At 66.4% G+C, this 21,011-nt stretch carries 18 protein-coding genes; 7 read left to right on the top strand and 11 right to left on the bottom strand.

The genetic code is table 11. The annotated features are described in order from the left end of the window. The first annotated feature begins 22 nt into the window (after positions 1 to 22). Entirely contained in the window at positions 23 to 679 is a 657-nt protein-coding gene (locus H0P51_RS18540; RefSeq protein ID WP_180914310.1) for a DJ-1/PfpI family protein, read from the top strand. Beyond that, on the top strand, positions 680 to 1,000 hold the full coding sequence (locus H0P51_RS18545; protein WP_180914312.1) for a hypothetical protein: 321 nt from the start codon (positions 680 to 682) through the stop codon (positions 998 to 1,000). On the opposite strand, the gene era is transcribed toward H0P51_RS18545, so the two are convergent. From era to H0P51_RS18570, 5 genes are read right to left on the bottom strand one after another with little or no spacing between them, the layout of a single operon-like run. Further along, entirely contained in the window at positions 997 to 1,896 is a 900-nt protein-coding gene (era, locus tag H0P51_RS18550; RefSeq protein ID WP_180914314.1) for a GTPase Era, read from the bottom strand. The two genes, H0P51_RS18545 and era, sit on opposite strands and share 4 nt — an antisense overlap. 20 nt (positions 1,897 to 1,916) lie before the next feature. Further along, entirely contained in the window at positions 1,917 to 3,200 is a 1,284-nt protein-coding gene (locus H0P51_RS18555; protein WP_180914316.1) for a hemolysin family protein, read from the bottom strand. After that, positions 3,197 to 3,730, bottom strand: coding sequence for an rRNA maturation RNase YbeY (gene ybeY, locus H0P51_RS18560; RefSeq protein ID WP_180914318.1), 534 nt, complete (start codon positions 3,728 to 3,730; stop codon positions 3,197 to 3,199). The genes H0P51_RS18555 and ybeY overlap by 4 nt, the downstream gene beginning before the upstream one ends. Before the next feature lie 18 nt (positions 3,731 to 3,748). Beyond that, positions 3,749 to 4,801, bottom strand: coding sequence for a PhoH family protein (locus H0P51_RS18565; protein WP_180914320.1), 1,053 nt, complete (start codon positions 4,799 to 4,801; stop codon positions 3,749 to 3,751). Between the two features lie 53 nt (positions 4,802 to 4,854). Beyond that, positions 4,855 to 5,565, bottom strand: coding sequence for a TetR/AcrR family transcriptional regulator C-terminal domain-containing protein (locus H0P51_RS18570; RefSeq protein WP_425488883.1), 711 nt, complete (start codon positions 5,563 to 5,565; stop codon positions 4,855 to 4,857). Between the two features lie 19 nt (positions 5,566 to 5,584). Between H0P51_RS18570 and H0P51_RS18575 the strand changes: the two genes are divergently transcribed. Then, positions 5,585 to 6,475, top strand: a complete 891-nt coding sequence (locus H0P51_RS18575) for an alpha/beta hydrolase (protein ID WP_180914322.1) — start codon at positions 5,585 to 5,587, stop codon at positions 6,473 to 6,475. Continuing rightward, entirely contained in the window at positions 6,465 to 7,166 is a 702-nt protein-coding gene (locus H0P51_RS18580) for a maleylpyruvate isomerase family mycothiol-dependent enzyme (RefSeq protein WP_246398071.1), read from the top strand. The genes H0P51_RS18575 and H0P51_RS18580 overlap by 11 nt, the downstream gene beginning before the upstream one ends. Here the strand turns inward: H0P51_RS18580 and H0P51_RS18585 are convergent. The 3 genes from H0P51_RS18585 to hrcA are packed head-to-tail and all read right to left on the bottom strand — an operon-like array spanning position 7,108 to position 10,145. Continuing rightward, positions 7,108 to 7,893, bottom strand: coding sequence for a 16S rRNA (uracil(1498)-N(3))-methyltransferase (locus H0P51_RS18585; protein WP_180914324.1), 786 nt, complete (start codon positions 7,891 to 7,893; stop codon positions 7,108 to 7,110). The genes H0P51_RS18580 and H0P51_RS18585 overlap by 59 nt on opposite strands. A 15-nt stretch (positions 7,894 to 7,908) precedes the next feature. Continuing rightward, positions 7,909 to 9,054: a molecular chaperone DnaJ gene (dnaJ, locus tag H0P51_RS18590; protein WP_180914326.1), complete on the bottom strand. Its 1,146-nt coding sequence runs from the start codon at positions 9,052 to 9,054 to the stop codon at positions 7,909 to 7,911. Between the two features lie 59 nt (positions 9,055 to 9,113). After that, positions 9,114 to 10,145, bottom strand: coding sequence for a heat-inducible transcriptional repressor HrcA (hrcA, locus tag H0P51_RS18595; RefSeq protein ID WP_180914328.1), 1,032 nt, complete (start codon positions 10,143 to 10,145; stop codon positions 9,114 to 9,116). A gap of 192 nt (positions 10,146 to 10,337) precedes the next feature. On the opposite strand from hrcA, the gene H0P51_RS18600 reads away from it, so the two are divergent. From H0P51_RS18600 to H0P51_RS18610, 3 genes are all read left to right on the top strand, one after another. Continuing rightward, positions 10,338 to 10,652 (top strand): type II toxin-antitoxin system VapB family antitoxin, encoded by a 315-nt coding sequence (locus H0P51_RS18600; RefSeq protein ID WP_180914329.1) that lies wholly within the window; start codon positions 10,338 to 10,340, stop codon positions 10,650 to 10,652. Between the two features lie 62 nt (positions 10,653 to 10,714). Beyond that, entirely contained in the window at positions 10,715 to 11,305 is a 591-nt protein-coding gene (locus tag H0P51_RS18605; RefSeq protein WP_180914331.1) for a carboxymuconolactone decarboxylase family protein, read from the top strand. Continuing rightward, entirely contained in the window at positions 11,302 to 12,198 is an 897-nt protein-coding gene (locus tag H0P51_RS18610) for a sigma-70 family RNA polymerase sigma factor (protein ID WP_180914333.1), read from the top strand. Before H0P51_RS18605 ends, H0P51_RS18610 begins: the two co-directional genes overlap by 4 nt. A gap of 9 nt (positions 12,199 to 12,207) precedes the next feature. Here H0P51_RS18610 and H0P51_RS18615 read toward each other — a convergent pair whose 3' ends face one another. From H0P51_RS18615 to H0P51_RS18625, 3 genes are all read right to left on the bottom strand, one after another. Then, positions 12,208 to 12,714, bottom strand: a complete 507-nt coding sequence (locus H0P51_RS18615; RefSeq protein WP_180914335.1) for an MTB12 family secreted protein — start codon at positions 12,712 to 12,714, stop codon at positions 12,208 to 12,210. A gap of 185 nt (positions 12,715 to 12,899) precedes the next feature. Further along, positions 12,900 to 16,436 (bottom strand): non-ribosomal peptide synthetase, encoded by a 3,537-nt coding sequence (locus H0P51_RS18620; protein ID WP_180914337.1) that lies wholly within the window; start codon positions 16,434 to 16,436, stop codon positions 12,900 to 12,902. A 30-nt stretch (positions 16,437 to 16,466) separates the two neighbouring features. After that, positions 16,467 to 21,011: a non-ribosomal peptide synthetase gene (locus H0P51_RS18625; RefSeq protein ID WP_180914339.1), complete on the bottom strand. Its 4,545-nt coding sequence runs from the start codon at positions 21,009 to 21,011 to the stop codon at positions 16,467 to 16,469.

The following is a 21,011-nucleotide window of genomic DNA, read 5'->3' on the forward strand; positions in this document are numbered from 1 at the left end:
TGCACCGACCACCATGTGTGGAATGCGTGCGCAGATAGTGCTTTACGACGGGTTCGACCCGCTCGACGTCGTCGCCCCATTTGAAATACTTTCCGCCGGAAGCGAATTTGTGGGAGGCGACCTGGAAGTGTCGCTGGTGGCGGCGGAGGGCGCCCGCAGCGTGACCAGTGGCACTCGCGGTTTGGCCCTGGCCGCCACCGCGGCCCTCGATCCGGCGGACAGCGGCTGTGTGCTGGTGCCCGGGGCGAGCGGACCGATCGCCGGTGACCCCGACGACGGCGTCGAGACTATTCCCGTACTACTGGCCCGCGCAGCACAGACGGAGCTTTCGCCGTTGCTGGCCAAGGCATTCGACAATCCGGAAATTACGGTAGCGGCAGTTTGCGGCGGTTCAGTGATCATGGCGATGACAGGCCTCATTGAGGGGCGCCACGCGGTGACCCATCACCTGGGCCTGGACCTGCTGGACGCATCCGGCGTCAAGGCGGTGGCCGCTCGGGTAGTGGACGACGGCGACCTGGTCACCGCTGGCGGGGTGACATCGGGCCTGGACCTCGGACTGCACCTGTTGGACCGCTGGTACGGCCCGCGGATCGCGCATGCCGTTGAAGAACTATTCGAATACGAGCGCCGAGGCGTCGTGTGGCGCGACACCGGCCGGGAACCGCAGGAGGTCTGAGTGAGCTCTGAGTCGAGATTTTGTGGCGGCTGGGACGTGGCGATCAAGACGCCGATCGGCACATTGGCGGTACGGTACGTTTTCGCCGAAGGACCCTCGGGCCTGACGGGCACCGCCACATATAAGGCGGAAACCGTTGCCTTGCACGATATTAGGAGTGCCGACGACTGCGCCCGGCTGACCTGGCGGCAATCGGTACGCAAGCCAATGCGGCTCAATCTGGATTTCGACGTGGTGTTCGACGGCGATGTGATGAATGGATATTCCCGTGCCGGCCGGCTACCACGCTCGGTGGTGACGGGCACGCGACAAACAGCCTAGAAGCCTAGGCGGCCGAGCTGTTTGGGGTCACGTTGCCAGTTCTTGGCGACCTTGACGCGTAAGTCCAGGTACACCTTGGTGCCGAGCAGCTTTTCGATCTGAGTGCGTGCGGCGCTGCCCACTTCGCGCAGCCGAGCGCCGCCCTTGCCGATCACGATGCCCTTCTGACTGTCCCGTTCGACATAGAGCACTGCGTGCACGTCGATCAGGTCGTCGCGATCCTCGCGAGGAGTGACCTCGTCGATCACCACCGCCAGCGAATGCGGCAGCTCGTCGCGAACACCCTCGAGTGCGGCCTCGCGGATCAGCTCGCCCATCAGCACCTCCTCGGGTTCGTCGGTCAGCTCGCCGTCGGGGTAATAGGCGGGGCCCGGTGGCAGCGACGCGGCCAGTACATCGATCAAGACGTCGACCTGCGCCCCGGAAACCGCTGACACCGGGACGATTTCGGCCGCATTCGGGACCAGCTCGCTCACTGCGACTAATTGCGCGGCGACCCGCTCCTTGGGCACTTTGTCGATCTTGGTCACAATGGCCACCAGCGTGGTCCGCGGGGCCACCGAAGCGATCTGTTCGACGATCCAGCGATCACCAGGACCGATCGCCTCGTCCGCCGGGATGCACAACCCGATGACGTCCACCTCGGTATAAGTGCCGCGGACCAGGTCGTTGAGGCGCTTTCCCAACAGAGTTCGCGGCCGGTGCAGGCCCGGGGTATCGACCAAGATGATCTGAAAGTTCTCCCGATGCACAATGCCGCGGATGGTGTGCCGGGTGGTCTGCGGGCGCATCGAAGTGATGGCAACCTTGGCGCCGACCAGCGCGTTGGTCAGGGTCGACTTGCCGGTATTGGGCCTACCCACCAAACACACGAAGCCCGAACGGAACTCACTCACTCACCATCCTCCGCCCAGTGTCACTTGCCCTCCTCGGTTTCGGCCGGGCTCAGCAGTACGGTGCCGATCCGGACCCGGCCCCGGTGATCGCGACCGCCTTCGGCGTGCAACCGCAACCCGTGCGAGACCACCTCGGCACCGGGCAACGGGACCCGCCCGAGTTCCAGCGCCAACAGGCCACCCACCGTGTCGACGTCGAGGTCGTCGTCGAACTGCACGCCGTACAGCTCGCCGACGTCTTCGATGGGCAACCGGGCTGACACCCGAAACCGGTTGTCCCCTAGTTCTTCCACGGGGGCCGTTTCGGCCTCGTCGTACTCGTCGGCGATTTCACCGACGATCTCCTCGAGCACGTCCTCGATGCTCACCAACCCGGCTATGGCACCGTACTCGTCGACCAGCAGCACCAGGTGAATGCGGTCGCGTTGCATCTCGCGCAGCAGGGCGTCTAGCGGCTTGGAGTCCGGCACGAATACCGCCGGACGCATGACTTTGTACACCAAAACGTCGCGGCCGCTGTCGATGGAGAAGAATGCCTGTTGCACAAGATCTTTGAGGTAGACCACACCCAGGACATCGTCGACGTTCTCGCCGATCACCGGCAGGCGGGAATGTCCGCTTCGCACTGCTAAGGCGATCGCCTGACCGGCTGATTTGTCGCCTTCGATCCACACCATCTCGGTACGGGGCACCATCACCTCACGGGCTGGGGTGTCGCCGAGTTCGAAGACCGATTCGATCATCCGGCGTTCATCGGCGGCGACCACGCCGCGCTGCTGGGCCAGGTCGACGACTTCGCGCAGTTCAATTTCAGAGGCGAACGGCCCGTTGCGGAAACCGCGGCCGGGGGTCAGCGCATTGCCGAGCAGCACCAGCACCCGGCTGATCGGCATCAAGAGCCACGAAATCACTTGCAGCGGAAGGGCAGTTGCCAGCGAAATGGAGTACGCGTGCTGGCGCCCGAGAGTGCGTGGGCCGACACCAATCACGACGAAGCTAGTGACCACCATGATCGCCGACGCGTAGAACAGCCCCCAACCCAGACTGTGGCCGAACTGGAAATAAACCACCAGTAGCGCGGTTGCCGTGATCTCGCACACGATGCGCAGCAGTACTACCAAATTGATGTAGCGGGGACGGTCGGTCATGACTTTTAGCAGCGACTGCGCACCGGGGCGTTCGTCGCGCACCAGTTCCTGGACCCGCGCCAGCGACACCGTGCTGACAGCGGCGTCGACCATCGCGAAGCACCCACCCAGAGCCACCAACACGATCGCACCGAGCAGCTGGGAAAGGCCGCTCAATTGTCGAAATACCTTGACTTGTCCAACAATCGGCGGTCGCGCTCTTCCTGCCGGTCCTGCTGGTAGGCCTCGACCTGTTCGGCCACCCACTCCGCGAGAAGCCGGTCCTGCAGCGCGAACATCTCCCGCTCCTCGTCGGGTTCCCCGTGGTCGTAGCCGAGCAGGTGCAGGACGCCGTGGACGGTGAGCAGCGCGAGTTCATGTCCAAGGCTGTGGCCTGCTGCGGCAGCCTGTTTGGCGGCGAATTCCGGGCACAACACGATGTCACCCAGCATGGCCGGCCCGGGTTCGGGCGCGTCGGGGCGCCCGCCAGGTTCGAGCTCGTCCATCGGGAAGCTCATCACGTCGGTCGGCCCCGGCAGGTCCATCCACCTCATGTGCAGATCCGCCATGGCCGCGGTGTCCAGCAGCACCATCGACAGCTCGGCGGCCGGGTTGACGTCCATTCTGGCGATGACGAACCGCGCGACGCTGACCAGTTCAACTTCGGAGACGTCGATGCCCGACTCGTTGGATACTTCGATGCTCATAACACGCTCACGCACTCATCATCGACGATTGCGCCCGCCGGATGCCCGCCGAGCCGCTCGGTTCATTCCCGCGCCGGGTTCTTCGTATCTCGCGTAGGCGTCGACGATCTCCCCCACCAGACGGTGGCGGACCACGTCCTGGCTGGTCAGTTCGGCGATGTGGATGTCGTCGATGTCGTCGAGGATGTCGACGGCGGCCCGCAGGCCCGATCGCGCGCCGCCGGGAAGATCGATCTGGGTAACGTCACCGGTCACGACGATCTTGGAGCCGAAGCCCAGCCGGGTGAGGAACATCTTCATCTGCTCGGCGGTGGTGTTCTGCGCCTCGTCCAGAACGATGAACGCGTCGTTAAGCGTCCTGCCGCGCATGTACGCCAGCGGTGCCACCTCGATCACCCCGGCCGACATCAGCTTGGGGATCAGCTCGGGATCCATCATGTCGTAGAGCGCGTCATACAGCGGCCGCAGGTACGGGTCGATCTTCTCGCTGAGTGTGCCGGGCAGAAAGCCAAGGCGCTCACCGGCTTCCACCGCCGGACGGGTCAGGATGATGCGGGTGACCTGCTTGGTCTGCAACGCGTGCACGGCCTTGGCCATAGCAAGGTAGGTCTTGCCGGTCCCGGCCGGGCCGATCCCGAAGACGATGGTGTGGTTGTCGATTGCGTCGACGTAATGCTTCTGGTTGAGCGTCTTGGGCCGAATCGTCTTGCCGCGGCGGGACAAGATGTCGAGCGTGAGGACGTCGGCGGGTGACTCGTTGCCGGTGCCGACCAACATCGCGACGCTGTGGCGCACACCTTCGGGCGTCAGCGCCTGGCGTCGGTCCACAATCGCGATCAGTTCGGCGATTGCACGTTCGGCCAGCGCGACGTCAGCCGGCTCACCGGACAGGCTGATGGTGTTGCCGCGAACATGCAGCTTTGCGCTGAGGTCACGTTCCAAGGCCCGCAGATTCTCGTCGGCCGAACCCAGCAGGCCCACGACGAGGTCGGGTGGAACATCGATGCTGCTGCGAACCTGAGCGTCAGCCGGCCGGGCAGACTCAGCAGCGCGGGTCTCGCGGGGCGTCACGTGGTTACCAAGACCTTCGGGTGCCTGCTTTCTGGCCTATCGGACGGGGCAACTTAGTCTAACGCCGGTCGTTGACCGCTTCCCAGCGATTCGATACCCACCAACAGGATGTTCAATCCGCGCTCAAAATCCGCCGCGGCCGTGGACTGCTGGCTGACCTGGGACAAGGCGGCGATGTGCGGGTGTTCCTCGCCGGCCAGTCGGCCGATTCGGGCTGCCACGGCAACCTGCTCGCGATCCCGCCCGGGACCGGCCAAAGGGCCGGCGAGCTCCGCCTGCGCGCTGCCCATGACCAGGCCGAGCACCGCCCGGAAACTGGCCAGCAGATCCTCGGCATCGAGTCCCGCACGTGTGAGAGCGGCGATCAACCGGTCCGCCGCGAGATAGCTCGACGCCGACACGGTGCGACGGGTCAACACCAGTGGGATGGCGTTGGGGTGCCGACGTAGCGTCTCCCACATCGCCAGTGCGATGGCCCGCACGTCGCTGCACCAATTATCCGATTTAACAGGCACTTTCACTTCCGTGATGACCGCCTCGGCAACCAGCTCCTCGAGTTCGCCGCGGTCCCGGACGTAGTTGTAGAGCGTCATGGGACCGGTGCCGAGGGAACCGGCCAACGAACGCATGCTCAGCCCGCTCAGACCGTCCCGGTCGACGATCTCGAGCGCGGCTGTGGCGATGTCGGAAACCGTGAATCGCGCCCGCACCCGAACCTCCCAACGGTTGACACGTACAACGTACGCATAGTACAACACGTACATCGTACGTATTGGAGGATTCATGGGCACTATCACCGCTACCAGCTTCACTTCGCAGGCCACTCGCTGCGCGGCCTGGCTCTCCCGGCCGCCTGGCGTCGGGCCGCACCCCGCGATCGTCCTCGCGCACGGACTAGGCGCCAACCACACCATGGCGCTGTCGCGCTACCAACAACATTTCGCAGCAGCCGGCATGGCAACGCTGGCGTTTGACTACCGCAACCTCGGAGACTCCGACGGCACCCCCCGACAACGGCTCAGCCTGCGTCGACATCGTCGCGACATCGCGGCAGCGCTGGATTTCGTGCGCGAACTGCCGGACGTCGATGCCGGTCGCGTGGCCCTGTGGGGAACCAGCCTGGGCGCGATGCACGTCCTGCGGGTCGCCGCACAAAGGCCTGACCTCGCCGCGGTGGTGGTGCAGTGTCCGATCGTCGACGGACCGGCGACGCTGCGACGGATGGACCCGGTCGCGCTGCTACGGATCGGGCCGGCGATCCTCGAGGACGCCGTTCGCGCCGCTTTCGGACGGGAGCGCCGATACGTGCCCATCGTCGGACAGCCCGGCAGCGTAGCGGCTGTCACGGTGGCCGGGGCGCAAGCCGGCTGGGATTCGACGGTGGACCCCGGGGGGTCGTTCGACAACCGCGTCGCCGCATCGAATGTCATCGAGATCGCCGTCACCAGCGCCAAGCGCGCGGCGCGCCGGATCACCGCCCCGGTGCTGGTATGCATATCAGACCGGGAGACGTTGATGGATCCGCGCCACGCCGAGGATGTCGCCCGCCGTGCCCCACGCGGCACCGCGCGGCACTACGACGGCGACCATTTCCAGATCTACCATCCGCCGCTGCTAGCCGACCTGCTCGCCGATCAGACCGCGTTTCTCAAGGAGCATCTCAGTGTCGCATAACCCGCTGCGTGCCAACGATATTCGATTCGTCGACTTCTCCGCGAGCCTGACGGCGAACGACTGGTCGCAACCAAGTCTGTGCACCCAGTGGACCAATCACGAAGTGCTGGCCCATCTGGTGCTGGGCTACCGGTCCTCGGTGAGCGAGTTGGCAGTGGGGATGTTCAGGCACCGCGGCTCGTTCGATCGCGCCAACGCGGCGTTAGCCGCCGAATTAGCGCTGCAGCGCGATCCCACGGAACTGATCGACGAATTCGCCGCCCTAATCCACTGTCCCCGTGGCATCGGCCGGGTCTTTCCCCGACGGCTGTTGTTGGGCGACCACATCATTCACGAGCTCGATATTGGGTTTGCACTCGGTAGGAAGCCCGCGATTGACGTTGCAGCACTCGCCTGTGTTCTGAATACCCAAGTGCGCGTTCCGAATCCGTTCGTCCCTGCAGCAGCGCTGGCGCGTGGCCTGAATCTTGCTGCCACCGATGTCGATTGGACCCACGGCTGGGGCGCGCTCACGGTGACCGGTGGCGCGGCACAGCTGGCCTCAGTACTCGCCGGACGACCATGGGGACTGGATCAGCTCAGCGGCGCCGGAGTCAGCGAGTTACGCTCGCGACTGTGGATTCGACGACACATCACCGGGGTGTCGCGTCGTCGAATCCACAGTCGGCTGAGTGATCCCAGCGGGAGGTGAGCACCCCCAGCGCTCCCAGCGCCACAGCGGCCGCGGTGGAGGTGCGCAGCACGGTTGGGCCCAGCCGGCCCACGACGGCACCCGCCTCGGTCAGCGCGGCGATCTCCTCCGGCGCGATACCGCCTTCCGGCCCGATCACCAACATCACCGAATCAGATTGAGCCACAGCAATGTTCGCCATTGGTTCGATAGCTGATTCATGCAAGGCGACCACCACGCCGCCGGCGGCGACCAGATCTCGAATCCGGGCGGTCAACGCCTTGGTCGACACCACGCCGTCGACCGGCGGAATGTGAGCCCGACGGGATTGGCGCGCCGCGGCGCGGGCCACCGCCCGCCACCGGCGCAGCCCCTTATCGACGCGGGCACCCTCCCAGTTGGCCACGCACCGCGCCGCCTGCCAGGCCAGGAACGCATCGGCACCCGCCTCGGTGGCCAACTCGATGGCCAATTCAGAGCGCTCGGACTTCGGCAACGCCTGCACCACGGTCACCCTCGGCCGCGCCGGCGCGACAGTCCACCGCTGCTGCACACGGGCCCGAAGACCGTCCCGCCCAGCATGTTCGACCACGCACCGGGCCAGGCAACCCGCGCCGTCACCGAGCACCAACTCTTCTCCCACCCGGACTCGTCGCACGGTGGCAGCGTGGAAACCTTCGTCTCCGGCTACCTCGACCAGCGCGCCGGCGCCGGCCAACGCATTGACATAGAACAGCGTGGCCACCATGTGCGGGCCGAACGGCTAACGACCGGTGAAGGTCTCGCGCAACCTGCTGAACAGCCCGCCGCCTCCGGCGTGTGCCGAGCGAACCTCCGCCACATCGCGGGTGCGGCGATTCTTCAGCTCGCGCAGCAATTCGACGTCGTTGTGGTCCAGCCGGGTGGGAACCACCACTTCCACGTGCACATGCAGGTCGCCCCGGGTGTTGGAGCGTAGGTGCGGCATCCCCCGGCCACGCAGCGTGATCGTGGCGCCAGGCTGGGTACCGGGCGGAATGACGACGTCGCTGGCGCCGTCCAGGATCGCGTCCAGGGTGACCGTGGCGCCCAGCGCCGCGTCGACCATCGGCACCGAGACGGTGCAGTGCAAGTCGTCGCCCTGCCGGGCGAAGATGTCGTGGGACTGCTCGTGCACCTCGACGTATAGGTCGCCCGCCGGACCTCCCCCGGGCCCCACCTCGCCCTGGGCGGCAAGCCGGACCCGCATGCCTTCGGCGACCCCGGCCGGGATCTTGACGGTGATGTCACGACGCGCGCGCACCCGACCGTCGCCCATGCACTGATAGCAGGGATCGGGAATGGTCACCCCCACGCCGCGACAGGTGGGACATGGTCGCGAGGTCAACATCTGACCGAGCAGCGAACGCTGCACACTTTGCACCTCGCCGCGACCCCCGCAGGTGTCGCACGGGACGGGCGCCGAATCGCCGTTAGTGCCTTTGCCCTGGCAGCGGTCGCACAACACCGCGGTGTCGACGGTGACCTGCTTGGTAACCCCGGTTGCGCACTCCTCCAGATCGAGCCGCATCCGCAACAGCGAGTCCGAACCCGGACGCACCCGGCCTATCGGACCACGTCCGCCGCCGCCTCCACTGAAGCCGCCGCCGAAGAACGCCTCGAACACATCACCCAGACCACCGAAGCCAGCGAAGCCGTTGCCCGCACCGGCGTTTTCGAGTGGATCGCCACCCAGGTCGACGATGCGGCGTTTGTCCGGATCGCTCAACACCTCGTATGCGGCGCTGATCTCCTGAAATTTGGCCTGTGCGGCCTGATCCGGGTTGACGTCGGGATGCAGCTCACGCGCCAACTTGCGGTAGGCGCGCTTGATCTCCGCATCGCTGGCGCCCTTGCTGACGCCGAGCAGCCCGTAATAGTCGCGTGCCACGTCTGACCTCTCTTAGCCGCCGAGCCGGCGGCTGTCCAAAAAACCCGTTCGGTGCGCGGTCATCGCGCACCGAGTACTTCGCCGATATACATGGCAACCGCCGCGACACTCGCCATAGTTCCCGGATAATCCATCCGGGTGGGCCCCAGCACGCCCATGCCGCCGTAGACGGTTTCACTGGTGCCGTACGCGGTGGACACCATCGAAGTGCCCGCAATCTGTTCGGCCTCCGTTTCGTGGCCGATGCGTACCGTCACCTTGCCGGCCTCCTGTTGCGCGGCCAGCAACCGTAGCACCACGACCTGCTCCTCGAGGGCTTCCAGGATGGAGCGCAGTGAGCCACCGAAGTCGGCGGCGTTGCGGGTCAGGTTGGCGGTGCCGCCCAGCAGCAGCCGCTCCTCGGTGTGCTCGACCAGCGATTCCAGCAAAACTGTCGCCGAACGCCCTACCGCGTCGCCGAGGCCGTCGCCGCCGGCGAGCCCTCCGGCCAAGTCAGCTACCGCGACCGAGGCGGCGGCGAGCCGCTTGCCGACCAGCGCCTGGCCGAGCATCTCGCGCAGCCGCGACAGCTGGTGATCGTCGATGACGTCGCCGAGTTCGACGATCCGCTGGTCCACCCGGCCGGAGTCGGTGATGACCACCATCAGCAGCCGCGCCGGGGTCAGCGCGATCACTTCCAGGTGGCGCACGGTCGAAGTCGACAGCGTCGGATATTGCACCACGGCAACCTGACGGGTCAGCTGGGCGAGCAGCCGTACCGCACGACGAAGCACGTCGTCGAGGTCCACGCCGGATTCCAGAAAGCCCTGGATCGCGCGACGCTCCGCCGTCGACAACGGCTTGACGTCGTCGAGTCGGTCGACGAACTCGCGGTAGCCCTTCTCGGTGGGCACCCGCCCGGAGCTGGTGTGTGGCTGGGTGATGTAGCCCTCGGCCTCCAGGACTGCCATGTCGTTGCGGATGGTCGCGCTGGAGACGCCCAGGTTGTGCCGGTCCACCAGGGACTTCGAGCCAATCGGCTCATGCGTGGCTACGAAGTCGGCGACGATCGCATGCAAAACCTGAAACCGGCGCTCATCTGCGCTCCCCATTCGACTGCTCACCTCCCTGGATACTCTGCTGGCCGCGTTCATTTTACGGTCTGCGCAGCAACCGGCATGCCAGCGTGGGCGATCCGTGGCCAATACCTCATCGACCCGGCGTGGCGGCTAGCCTTTGCACGTGGTCCCGTCGAGGGTTGCGTCGGGCCGTGTTTGAGGCGAAAGCGACCGGGAGCGACGACGATGATCTTCAAAGGCGTACGCGAGGGCAAGCCGTACCCCGAACATGGGCTGTCCTACCGGGACTGGTCTCAGATTCCGCCGCAACAGATCCGTCTCGACGAACTGGTGACCACGACGAGGGTGCTCGAACTGGATCGCCTGCTCTCGGAGGACTCCACTTTCTACGGCGACCTGTTCCCGCATGCGGTGCGGTGGCGCGGAATCATCTACCTCGAGGACGGCCTGCACCGGGCGGTGCGGGCCGCGCTACGAAACCGCACGGTCCTGCATGCCCGGGTGTACGACATGGACATGGCTCCCGACGCGGGGCAATAGCTGGTCACGTTTTGGTCGCTCCGCGTGTCGAAGAAGTGAAGACACGTATACGGAGGTACGCCATGCCACGACTCACCGGAGTCCGCGACCGCGACGCCGGGCTCGGCGCCCGGATCGCGTTCTTCTTCACCAAACGCCGCTTCAGGCAGCTTACTGGCCGCGAGACGGCCACCATGCTCGAACCGATACGCATGTATGCGCACGTCCCGCGGCTGCTGCGGGCCTACGGGCGACTGGAACAGGCCGAAGCCAAGCTAGACATCCTCAGCCCCAGGCAGCGCGCGCTGGCCGAACTGAAGTCAGCGACGACGGCGCGCTGCGAATTCTGCATCGACCTCGGCTCACAGATCGCGCGGGGATTGGGATTCACCGATGAGGAATTACTGGCGCTGGCCGACTACCGCACCGCCGCATGCTTCAGCGACGTGGAGAAACTCATCCTCGACTACGCCACCGTGATCACCCGCACCCCGGTCGAGGTGAGCAACGAACTGTTCGACGCATTGCGCCTGCACTTCGACACCGCGCAGTTGGTCGCGCTCACGCACATCGTGACCCTGGGCAATCTGCGCGCCCGGTTCAATCTTGCGCTGGACATCGGATCGTCCGGGCTGTCCGACGGCCTGGTGTGTGCGCTGCCCGACCGGTCATGACGTCGCAGCCGATCGACCGGTTCGAGGCGGCCCGGCCCCAGCTGCGCGCAATCGCCTACCGGATGTTGGGGTCGGTCGAGGATGCCGAGGACGCGGTTCAGGAAGCCTGGTTGCGGCTGAGCCAATGGTCGGCCCGGGAGAACCGCGGTGTCGAGAATGAAGCCGAGAATATCGCCAACCTCGACGCGTGGCTTACTACCGTGGTAGCCCGGATCTGCTTGAACACGCTGCGCGCCCGTCGCACCGGCGAACAAACCCTGGCGCGCCTGCCGGATCCGATCGTGGATTTCGAGGGCGCATCCGACCCCGAGCACCGGGCGCTGTTGGGCGATGCCGTGGGCCTAGCACTGCTTGTGGTGCTCGATACCCTGGCGCCGGCCGAGCGGTTGGCCTTCGTGCTGCACGACGCGTTCGCAGTGCCGTTCGAGCAGATCGCGCCGATCGTTGAGCGCTCACCGGAGGCGACCCGCAAGCTGGCCAGCCGGGCGCGCCGGCGAATCCAGCAGGCAGGGCCGGTTCCCGAGTCCGACGTCGCCACCGGGCGCGAGGCCCGAGACGTCGTGGCCGCGTTCTTCGCCGCCGGGCGCAGCGGCCACTTCGACCGACTGATCGCGGTGTTGCATCCCGACGTAGTGCTGCGTGGCGACCTCGGGTCGGGCACCCCGGTCGTACGCGCCGAGGGGGCTTCGGTGGTGGCCGAGTTGGCCCGCAGTTATGCCGGACCGGAACGCGACGTGCAGGCGGCGACCGTGAACGGGACCGCGGGCGCCGTGGTCTCGGTCGCCGGCCGAGCGACTGCGGTCCTGGCTTTCGTGGTCCACGATCGGCGGATCACCGCGATCGACGTGCTGGCCGACCCGGACCGCCTCGCCAGGCTCGGCCTGGACCGGTAGCGGGCCGGCTCAGTGCGAGGCGGCCTGCAGCAACTCCATCGCGGAGCTGCGGGAGAGCACCCAGCTGCCCTGATTGACGAAGGTGACGTTCTGAGTGACCGGCGGCGAGAGCTTCGGACCTGACACCGAGACGTCAGCGGTGGCCGCACCGTTGGCGGCCGGCTGGATGTTGGCGATGCTGAACGCCAGCGGCAACTGGCCGTTCTTCTGTGCCTTCTTAAGCTGATGATCGGCCAGGTGAGCCTCGGTTCCGCCGATGCCACCCTCGACCAGATCACTCTTGTTCGCGAACGGAACGCTGGGGTCGGCCAGGCTGTTTAGCAGGCCGGTCAGCTGGGCGGCGGTCGGTACTGCTGCAGTCGGCGCCGGCGCGGGGTCCTGCGGCAGCGGCGCGCCGTAGACGACCGGTTGCACGCGGAAGCCGGTCGGCTCGACTACGGCGGTTAATCCAGCGGCGGCAGCGCCAACACCGACGACGGCGGCTGCGCCGAAGGCCAGTTTCTTGATGGTCAGCATTTCGTGTCCCCCTCGATTCTCACGTGCACAGTTGTGCATGGTGTGACTGATGTTTCGGTTGATGGCCTGGTTGCGTTACACCCACCGTAGCGATCCACGCCGACACCGATGCTGTGCCGCAGCTGTGTAGCAGGCATGAATAGCTGTGCGACGCTCACCTGCCCGCAAGTCAGCTCTCTCGCACGTCAACCCTCGGCGAGCACCTCTTCGTCGGTCAACGCCGCGATCTCGAGATAGTGGCGCGCGATTACGGCCAGTCGCTGCGGCGTGCCCCGTTGAGCCTCGCGCGTTTCCAGCCGGTCGGCCAGGCCGGCGACCGTGCGAGTCGCGAAGAGATCGGTGACCACCGCGTGGTCGACGTCGAGCCAGTCGCGGATTCGGGCGATGACGGTTGTGGCCAGCACCGAGTCGCCGCCCTGGGCGAAGAAGTCGTCGTGCACGCCGATCGACGAGCGGCCCAGTACCTCGGCGACAATGTCGGCGACCGCCGCTTCCACATCGGTGCCCGGTGTGCCGGCTCCGGCTTGGAAGGCCTCGGCGGCGTCCGCTGTATCCGACACTCGCGGCTCTAGCAACGCAATCACCGCGCGTCGGTCGAGCTTGGCGTTGGCGGTCAGCGGCATCTGCGGAAGGACGACGATGCGACTGGGAACCATGTAGCTCGGCAGCAGCTCGCCGAGGGCCTCGGTGAGCCGGGCGGCGTCACCGATTTCGGCCGGTTCGCCGGCGACGGCGGCGACGAGCTTGGGCGCCCCGGTGCCAACGACCGCGACGACGGCATGGCGTACCCCGGGCACGGTGCGCAGTGCGCTCTCTACCTCGCCGAGCTCGACCCGATATCCGCGGATCTGCACCTGATGATCGGCTCGGCCCAGGAACTCGATGGTGCCGTCGGGCCAATACCGGGCCAGGTCGCCGGTCTTATACCAACGGATTCCGTCGTGCTCGACGAAGCGCTGCGCGGTTCGTTCGGGGTCGTTGCGGTAGCCGGCGGCCACGTTGGCGCCACCCACCCAGAGTTCGCCGGGCACCCAGTCGAGGCAATCCCGGCCCGACGGAGCGACCACCCGGCACCGCACGTTGCGCAGCGGGACGCCGAACGGCACCGTGGCCCAGTGCGCCGGAGGCGCGCCGCTCACCTCGCAGATGGTGCTGTGGATGGCGGTCTCGGTTGCTCCGCCCAAACCGGAGAACCGGCAATCGGGAACCTGGCGGGCCAATCGCCGGGCCAGGTCCGCGCCGACCCAGTCGCCGCCTAGGATCACCGCACGCAGCGAATCCCCCAACTGGTCACCACCGATCTCCAGGATCATGTCCAGCATGCTGGGCACACAGTTGAGGATCGAAACTCGGTGTCGGCGAATCAATTCCACCCACGAAGCGGCTGCGGCTCGTTCCTCGGCATCGATCGCTACGACAGTCCCCCCGACGGAGAACATGCCGAACATGTCGTACACCGACAGGTCGAACTCGAGGGCCGACAACGCCAGCGCGCGGTCGTGGCCGCCGACCCCGAACCAGTCGTTGACGGCGTCGATGGTGTTCATCGCCGCGCTGTGGGGCACCTCGACGCCTTTGGGCTGTCCGGTGGAGCCCGAGGTGAACAGCACGTAAGCGATCGCCCCAGTATTCGGAACTATCGGCGCCGGAAGGGGTTTGGTGTAGGTGCGGGCGGTGTCCAGGGACAGACAGGGCACCCCGGCGCCCAGGTTAGTTCCGCCCAGCGTCAGTGCTGCCACGACATCGGCGCCCTGCAGGATCTTGGCCTGTCGCGCTTCCGGCTGATCGAACCCGATCGGCACATACGCGCCACCGGCCGCAAGCACCCCCAGGACGGCGACGATCTGGTCGCGCCCCTTGGGCAATTGCACGCCGACCGCGTCGCCGGGCTGGACACCCTGCCCGCACAGCGCCCCCGCGACTGCCAGAGCCGATTCGGCGAGTTGGCCGTAATTCCAGGACCCAGCGGTGTCGCCGCTGCCCCATACCACCGCCGGCGCATCCGGATTTGCGGTCGCGTGCTCGAAAAATCCTTGATGCAAACATCTCTGGCTGACCGGCCCGTCGGTGGCGTTGGTCGCCGCACGCACCGTCGCCTGGGCGCTCGGCAGCCGCACCGCGGCCTCGGCTTCCCAGCCGATGTCACCCTCGCCGAGGCGCTCGACCGCTTCGACGAACCTGTCGAACATGGCCTCGATCAGCCCGTCCGGGAATGCCGATTCCCGGACGTCCCAGTTGATCAGCAATCCGCCTCGCAGCTCGGTGATTTGAGCGTCCAGCAGCACCTGTGGGCCTTGCGAAATGATCCAGACGGGCTCGCCGAACGTGTCGATCACCTGGTCGGTGAACAGCTCACCCAAGTCCAGGGCGCTGGTGAACACGATGGGCGCCAGCACCGGCTCGCCACGTTGCCGGCCCAGGTCACGCAATACATCCAAGCCGGAATATGCTGTGTGGGATCCGCTTTCGTACATACGGCGCTGGATATCGCGGGCCCGTTCGGCCACCGACACGTTCTCGGTGACGTCGACCTCGAGCATGATCGAGGAGGTGAAGTCGCCGACTACTCGATCGATGTCGGGATGCACCGTCTCGCGTTGGAACAGTGGGATGTTCAGGAGGAACCTGCTCTGAGCCGACCACCCGCCGATGGTGTCGGCGAAGACAGCGGCCAGCACCGTGGCCGGGGTGACGCCACGCGCGTGCGCTCCCGTAACTAGCGTCCGCTTGGCATCTGGCCCCAGCCAGTGGTCGTGGCGGACGGTGCGATACGGTGCGCGCCACTCGCCCGCCGCCACGGTCGGCAGTTCGGGCGCACCCGCCATTTCGGGTAGACGCTGCTGCCACCAACGCCGGTCTTGGTCGCGCGCCCCGGCGTGTTCGCGACGTTCGGTCCGGTATCGCCGGTAGCTATAGCCCGGGGTGGGCAGCGTCGCACCGTTGTACGCCTCGGCGAGATCCGCGACCAGAATCCGGTAGCTCATCGCGTCACCGGCCAGCATGTCGATATCCAGGTGCAGTCTGCTACGGTCGCCGTCCCGCAAAGTCAGGGTGATGTCGAAGACCTGCCCATCCTCGATCGCCAAGCGCTGGTGGGTCTTTCGGTCGCGCAGCTCATTTAGTGCCAACTCGGCGCTGGCTGGTTCCTGGCCGCGCAGGTCGACCACGGCGAAGACCGACCGACCTGGCTCGGGCATCGTCTGTTGTGTACCGTCCGGAAGGAATCGGGTGCGCAGCATCGGGTGGGCCGCCACCAGATCGGCCACCGCGCGTTCCAGCCGCACCGGGTCCGCGCCGGTCCCATCGAACTCCACGTAGAGGTGCGCGGCAACGCCGCCGAGCTCCTGCGCATCCTGCCGGCCGATCCAATACGCGTGCTGCATGGCAGCCAACGGGAACGGGTCGAATTCATCCGCCGGCTCCGCCGCCGAGGAGACGACCGGCTCAGCGGCGCCGTCGGGTTCGCCGTCAAGGGCCAGCAGCCCGTACCAGGAGTCCACCGTAGGGCTGGCGGCAAGCTGGGCGAACGTGACGTCGGCACCGCGCTTGCGCCACCCGCCCGCCATCGACATCATCCGGATCGAGTTCAGCCCAAGCTGGATCAGGTCGTCGTGATCGGCGACTTCCTCCGCAGCGCAGCCCAGTTGCGCCGCGATCGTAGCCTTGATCTCGTCCCTGGTGATCCTGTGTTCGGTGTCGCGCACTCCGTGCAGCGGCTCCATGATCATCCCCTCTCGGCCTCCACCTTGCGGTCAGGCCTGACTTCTCTCCAAGCCGGCTGCCAGAGCCGCGATTGCGCGCAGCCAGAATTCGGTCAGACGTTCGATGTCGGTCGGCGTGAACAGCACGTCACTCCAGCGCCAGTTGCTGATCAGTTGAGTGCCCGCCGGTGTCTTAGCCACGAACGCGCTTATGTTCAGGGCGAAGCGCAGCGGCAGATCCGGTTCGGGCGCATTCGGCAGTGCCTCGATGTAAGGCCCGGTCAACAGCGACCATGGCTGGTCGGTGCTGCCGCCGAGGTCCAGCCGTCCCAGATAGCTGAACTGGATCTGCGGTTCCGCGGCCTCCTGCAACTCCGGCAGCCGATCGACATAATGCAACAAGCCGTAATCCATGCCGTCGGTGGGCACCTCGCCGAGATGGGCTACCACCGAATCCACCAGCCGGACCGCGGCCACCGGATCCCGCTCGGCCTGTTCGACACTGACCGCTGTGTCGCCGACGCCGAACCGGACCGGGAAAGCGGTGGTGAACCAGCCCACGGTATTGGTCGTGTCGGTGTCCAGTGCGGCATCTGCGCGGCCATGGCCCTCCAGCGCCACCAACGTACCAGCTGTTGGGTCCTGTCCCCGCGCCTGGCGCCAGCTAGCCATCGTCATTGTCGTTGCAGCCAAAAGGAATTCACGTACTCCCTCGTCGCGGCGCAGGGTGTGCAGAACTTGTGCTGTGACGTCCACCGGGCTGACCACCTGGGTGACCTGCAACGTAGACCAAGTGTCGCGGGTCGGATCTGGATGGCGCGCCCCGAGCGCGGCGTCGGGCCGGCACACCTGGTCCATCCAGTAGTCGCGCTGCGCTTGAACTTCCGGTTCGGCGGCCCGCCGCCACATCAGCTCACACCAGCGCCGGTAAGAGGTGAACTCCGGCAACATCGTCGGCGCCGTACCGGCTTCCACAGACCGCCACGCCTCGGCCAGGTCGCCCAGGATGACGTGCCAGGAAACCACATCCACCGTGAGGTGGTGTGCGGCCAGTAGCAATGCGTCCCCCTGCTCGGCCCCCGAGAACCAGACCGCCCGCACCATCGAACCTGCGTAGGGGTCCATCTCGTCCATCACCCGCGGCGCCGAATCGGCTATCGCGGCGACCAATTCGTCGCCGTCGCGTCCGACGTCGACGCGCGTGAGGATGTCGGCCGCGCTGACCACACCCGGCTCTCGGGTGACCAGCCGGGGGCCGGCCGAGGTGTCGGTGAGAACCGACCGCAAGGTGTCGTGGCCGTCGAGCATCGACTGCAGCAGCGACTGCAGCGCCGGGGAGTCGATACCGTCCGGCAGCCGCAACAGTACGGTATGGGTGAACCGCCGGAAGTTGCCGTGCTCGTAGAGCCAGGAGACCATCGGTAACGGTGGCACCTCGCCGTATTCGGCGGTCTGCTCCGACATACCCGAGTCCACCGCCGAGTCGATCGCATCCGCGAGCTCGCGAATGGTGGGTGCGGAGAACACCATTCGCGGACTCAGCGTCAGACCACGTCGTCTCGCCTTGTGCACCAACGAAATCGCCACAATGCTGTCCAGCCCGAATGCGAAGAAGTCGTCATCCAGATGGGGCACCGCCCCGTTGAACTGCTCGGCGAACAGTTCACACAGCGCCTTTTCCGTGTCCGTGCCGGCAGCAGCCGCCGAGGCATCCGTGTCACGGGTGGGTCGTGACAAAGTGTCCCTGGCGATCGCGTCGAGTGCGTGGCCGTCCAACTTGCCGTTGGCGTTCACCGGAAGCCGCGGCAATGCCACGATCCGCGCCGGAACCATGTACGAAGGCAGCCGATCAGCCAGGACGGCCCGCAGCCGGCCCGGGTCGCCGGCGTTGTCTCGCCAGACTATGAACCCCACCAGGGCGGCGCCACTATCCCGTCGCAACACCGAGACGGCGGCGTCGTGCACCTCGGGCAACCCGCGCAACGCGGCCTCGATTTCGCCAATTTCTACCCGGTAGCCACGGATCTTCACCTGGGTGTCACCGCGCCCCAAATAGGCGTATCCGCCCTCCGGCAAGCGGCGCACCAGATCACCGGTGCGGTACATGCGCTCACCCGGACGGAACGGGTTGGCGACGAACCGGCTGGCGGTCAATGCGGCACAGCCGACATAGCCGCGCGCGAGTTGCACACCGGACAGATACAGTTCGCCCACCACACCGTTGGGCACCAGCCGCAGCGCCGAATCCAGCACGTAACCGAAGGTCCCCGCGTTGGGCGTACCGATCGCCGGTGTCGGGTAGTCGTCGACCCGGGCTACTACCGCTTCGACGGTCATTTCCGTTGGGCCGTAACAGTTGTAGACCGCGTTCGGCAAACCCCGAAGGTAGCTCCACTGGGCGCTGTCGATCGCCTCGCCGCCCAGCGCCAACACCGACAATCCGCTGTCGAACAAACCGGCCGCACGGAGTTGGGTGAACATAGACGGTGTCGTGTCGATCATGTCCACCCGGTGTCGGGCCATCCCCTTGACCAGCCGATCGGCGTCCCGCATCTCCTCGGCGTCGAACAGATGCAGCGCATGGCCGTCGAGCAAACCCACCATCGGTTGCCAGGAGGCGTCGAAACTGAACGACCATGCGTGCGCAATTCGCAGAGGCCGGCCCAGTCGCTCGACGGCCGGACGATATACGCGATCGCGGTGATCGGCGAAGTAACCGAGGATCGCCGCGTTGGTGCCCACGACACCCTTGGGTTCACCGGTAGAACCGGAGGTGAAGATGACGTAGGCCTGCTGCTCGGGATGGCGATAAGCCGCCGGAGTATTGCTTGGCCGCCCCGAAATGCGTTCGGCCACCGCTGGATCGTCCAGCACCACGGTAGGAAGTGCAGATGCGACGCGGCCGGCCCGGTCTGTGTCGGTGATCGCCAGGATCGGTTCGGCCTGGCGGATGATCGATGCGATCCGCACCTCGGGCAGCGTGATATCCACCGGCAGATAGGCCCCGCCGGCGGCCAGCACACCCAGGATGGCGACTACCGATCGCGACGATCGCGGCAGCACCAGCGCCACCACTGTCTCCGGGCCGACACCCTGTGTGGCTAACTCCGCCGCCAATCTGGTTGCCTGGCTATGCAATTCCGCGTAGCTGTAGCTTTCACCAGCACCGGTGGTCAATGCGACGCCATCCGGTGTGGCAGCGGCTTGCCGCGCGAACACATCCCAGACGGTGTCCACGGCAGGTGCGGGCACCACGGCGGCGACTTCGGCGGACGCGGCGCGCTCGGCCGCGGTGAGAACGTCCAGTTGTTCCGGCGTTTCGTCAACGACGCCGGGCAGTTGCAGCAGCACCTGGACGAGCCGCTCACAGATGTCGAGCGCCGGAAGGTGCGGCAGCGCAGCCGGAATCGCCTCGACCACCACCACCAGCTCGTCGCCGCTCAGGTGTGAGACCACGGTCAGCGGATAGTGCGTCAGGCTGTCCATATCGACCGGGCTGAAGCTGGCGCCGTCGGGTGTTTTCACCGTGCGGATCGAGTCTTCGATCGGTGCGTTCTCGAACACGAACAGGCTGTCGAACAGGGCTCCCCGGCCGTGTGCCCGCTGCAGTTCCGACAGGCTCAGGTAACCGATCTCGCGCATGGTCGACGACTCACGCTGCAGCCGCGCGCATTGTTCGACGATCGGGATGCCGGCGCTGAGCTGATGCACCACCGGCACGGTGTTGATGAACAGGCCGACCATGCTTTCGACGCCGGCCAGATGTTCCGGACGCCCGGACACGACGGTGCCGAACACGAGGTCGCGGCGGTCGGTGAGCCTGCTGAGCACCACCGCCCAGGCGAACAGAACCGCCGTGTTCAGGGTCAGGCCGTTGCGGCCAGCCCAGCCGCGCAGCCGGGTGGTATCGGCCGCCGAGAGCAGCGATTTCGTCTGCTCCGGCACCGCACCCCGGATGTCGACCGCGCCGTCGGCCACCATCAGCGGCGCGGACACGGCGCTCAGGTACCGAGTCCACCTGTCCAGCGCGGCCGCGGAGTCCTGGGTGGAAAGCCAGGCGATGTAGTCGCGGTACGGACGTGGGGCCGGCAGTTCGTCTGCCGATCCGCCCGCCCGGTACACGGCGAGCAGCTCGGTGAAGAAGATCGCCAGCGCCCAGCCGTCCATCAGGATGTGATGTGCGGTGAAGACCATTCGGCGCAGCGTCTCGCCCGGCACCGAGATCAGGACGACGCGCAACGCCGGACCGCGACTCAAGTCGAATGGGCGGCGTCGTTCCGAACGGGCGATGGCGTCGAATTCGGCTGGCGTTCCGGTACGTTCGTGCCACGGTAGCTCCGCATGCGAGGGCACGATCTGCACCGGCGTGGGCACATCCTGGTCCCAGAAGGCGGCACGCAGGTTGGGGTGCCGTTGCAGCATCACCGCGGCGCTGCGGCGCAACAGCGCCAGGTCGGCCGGTCCGTCGATATCCACCCGCAGCTGCATGGTGTAGAGATCCACGCTGTCCTCGGCCATCCGGTAGAGCGCGAACAGTCCCTCCTGCAGGGGGCTGAGCGCGAGGACGTCCTCGATCTGCGGTGGCGCCGTGGTCAC

It is taken from the genome of Mycobacterium vicinigordonae (assembly GCF_013466425.1).
Classification (GTDB): domain Bacteria; phylum Actinomycetota; class Actinomycetes; order Mycobacteriales; family Mycobacteriaceae; genus Mycobacterium; species Mycobacterium vicinigordonae.

Coding starts and splice junctions, on each gene's coding strand:
- H0P51_RS18540 (WP_180914310.1), top strand. CDS start 23: ATGCGTGCGCAGATAGTGCTTTACGACGGGTTCGACCCGCTCGACGTC.
- ybeY (WP_180914318.1), bottom strand. CDS start 3,730: ATGAGCATCGAAGTATCCAACGAGTCGGGCATCGACGTCTCCGAAGTT.
- H0P51_RS18570 (WP_425488883.1), bottom strand. CDS start 5,565: ATGTACGTGTTGTACTATGCGTACGTTGTACGTGTCAACCGTTGGGAG.
- H0P51_RS18575 (WP_180914322.1), top strand. CDS start 5,585: ATGGGCACTATCACCGCTACCAGCTTCACTTCGCAGGCCACTCGCTGC.
- H0P51_RS18585 (WP_180914324.1), bottom strand. CDS start 7,893: ATGGTGGCCACGCTGTTCTATGTCAATGCGTTGGCCGGCGCCGGCGCG.
- hrcA (WP_180914328.1), bottom strand. CDS start 10,145: ATGGGGAGCGCAGATGAGCGCCGGTTTCAGGTTTTGCATGCGATCGTC.
- H0P51_RS18600 (WP_180914329.1), top strand. CDS start 10,338: ATGATCTTCAAAGGCGTACGCGAGGGCAAGCCGTACCCCGAACATGGG.
- H0P51_RS18605 (WP_180914331.1), top strand. CDS start 10,715: ATGCCACGACTCACCGGAGTCCGCGACCGCGACGCCGGGCTCGGCGCC.
- H0P51_RS18610 (WP_180914333.1), top strand. CDS start 11,302: ATGACGTCGCAGCCGATCGACCGGTTCGAGGCGGCCCGGCCCCAGCTG.
- H0P51_RS18615 (WP_180914335.1), bottom strand. CDS start 12,714: ATGCTGACCATCAAGAAACTGGCCTTCGGCGCAGCCGCCGTCGTCGGT.
- H0P51_RS18620 (WP_180914337.1), bottom strand. CDS start 16,436: ATGGAGCCGCTGCACGGAGTGCGCGACACCGAACACAGGATCACCAGG.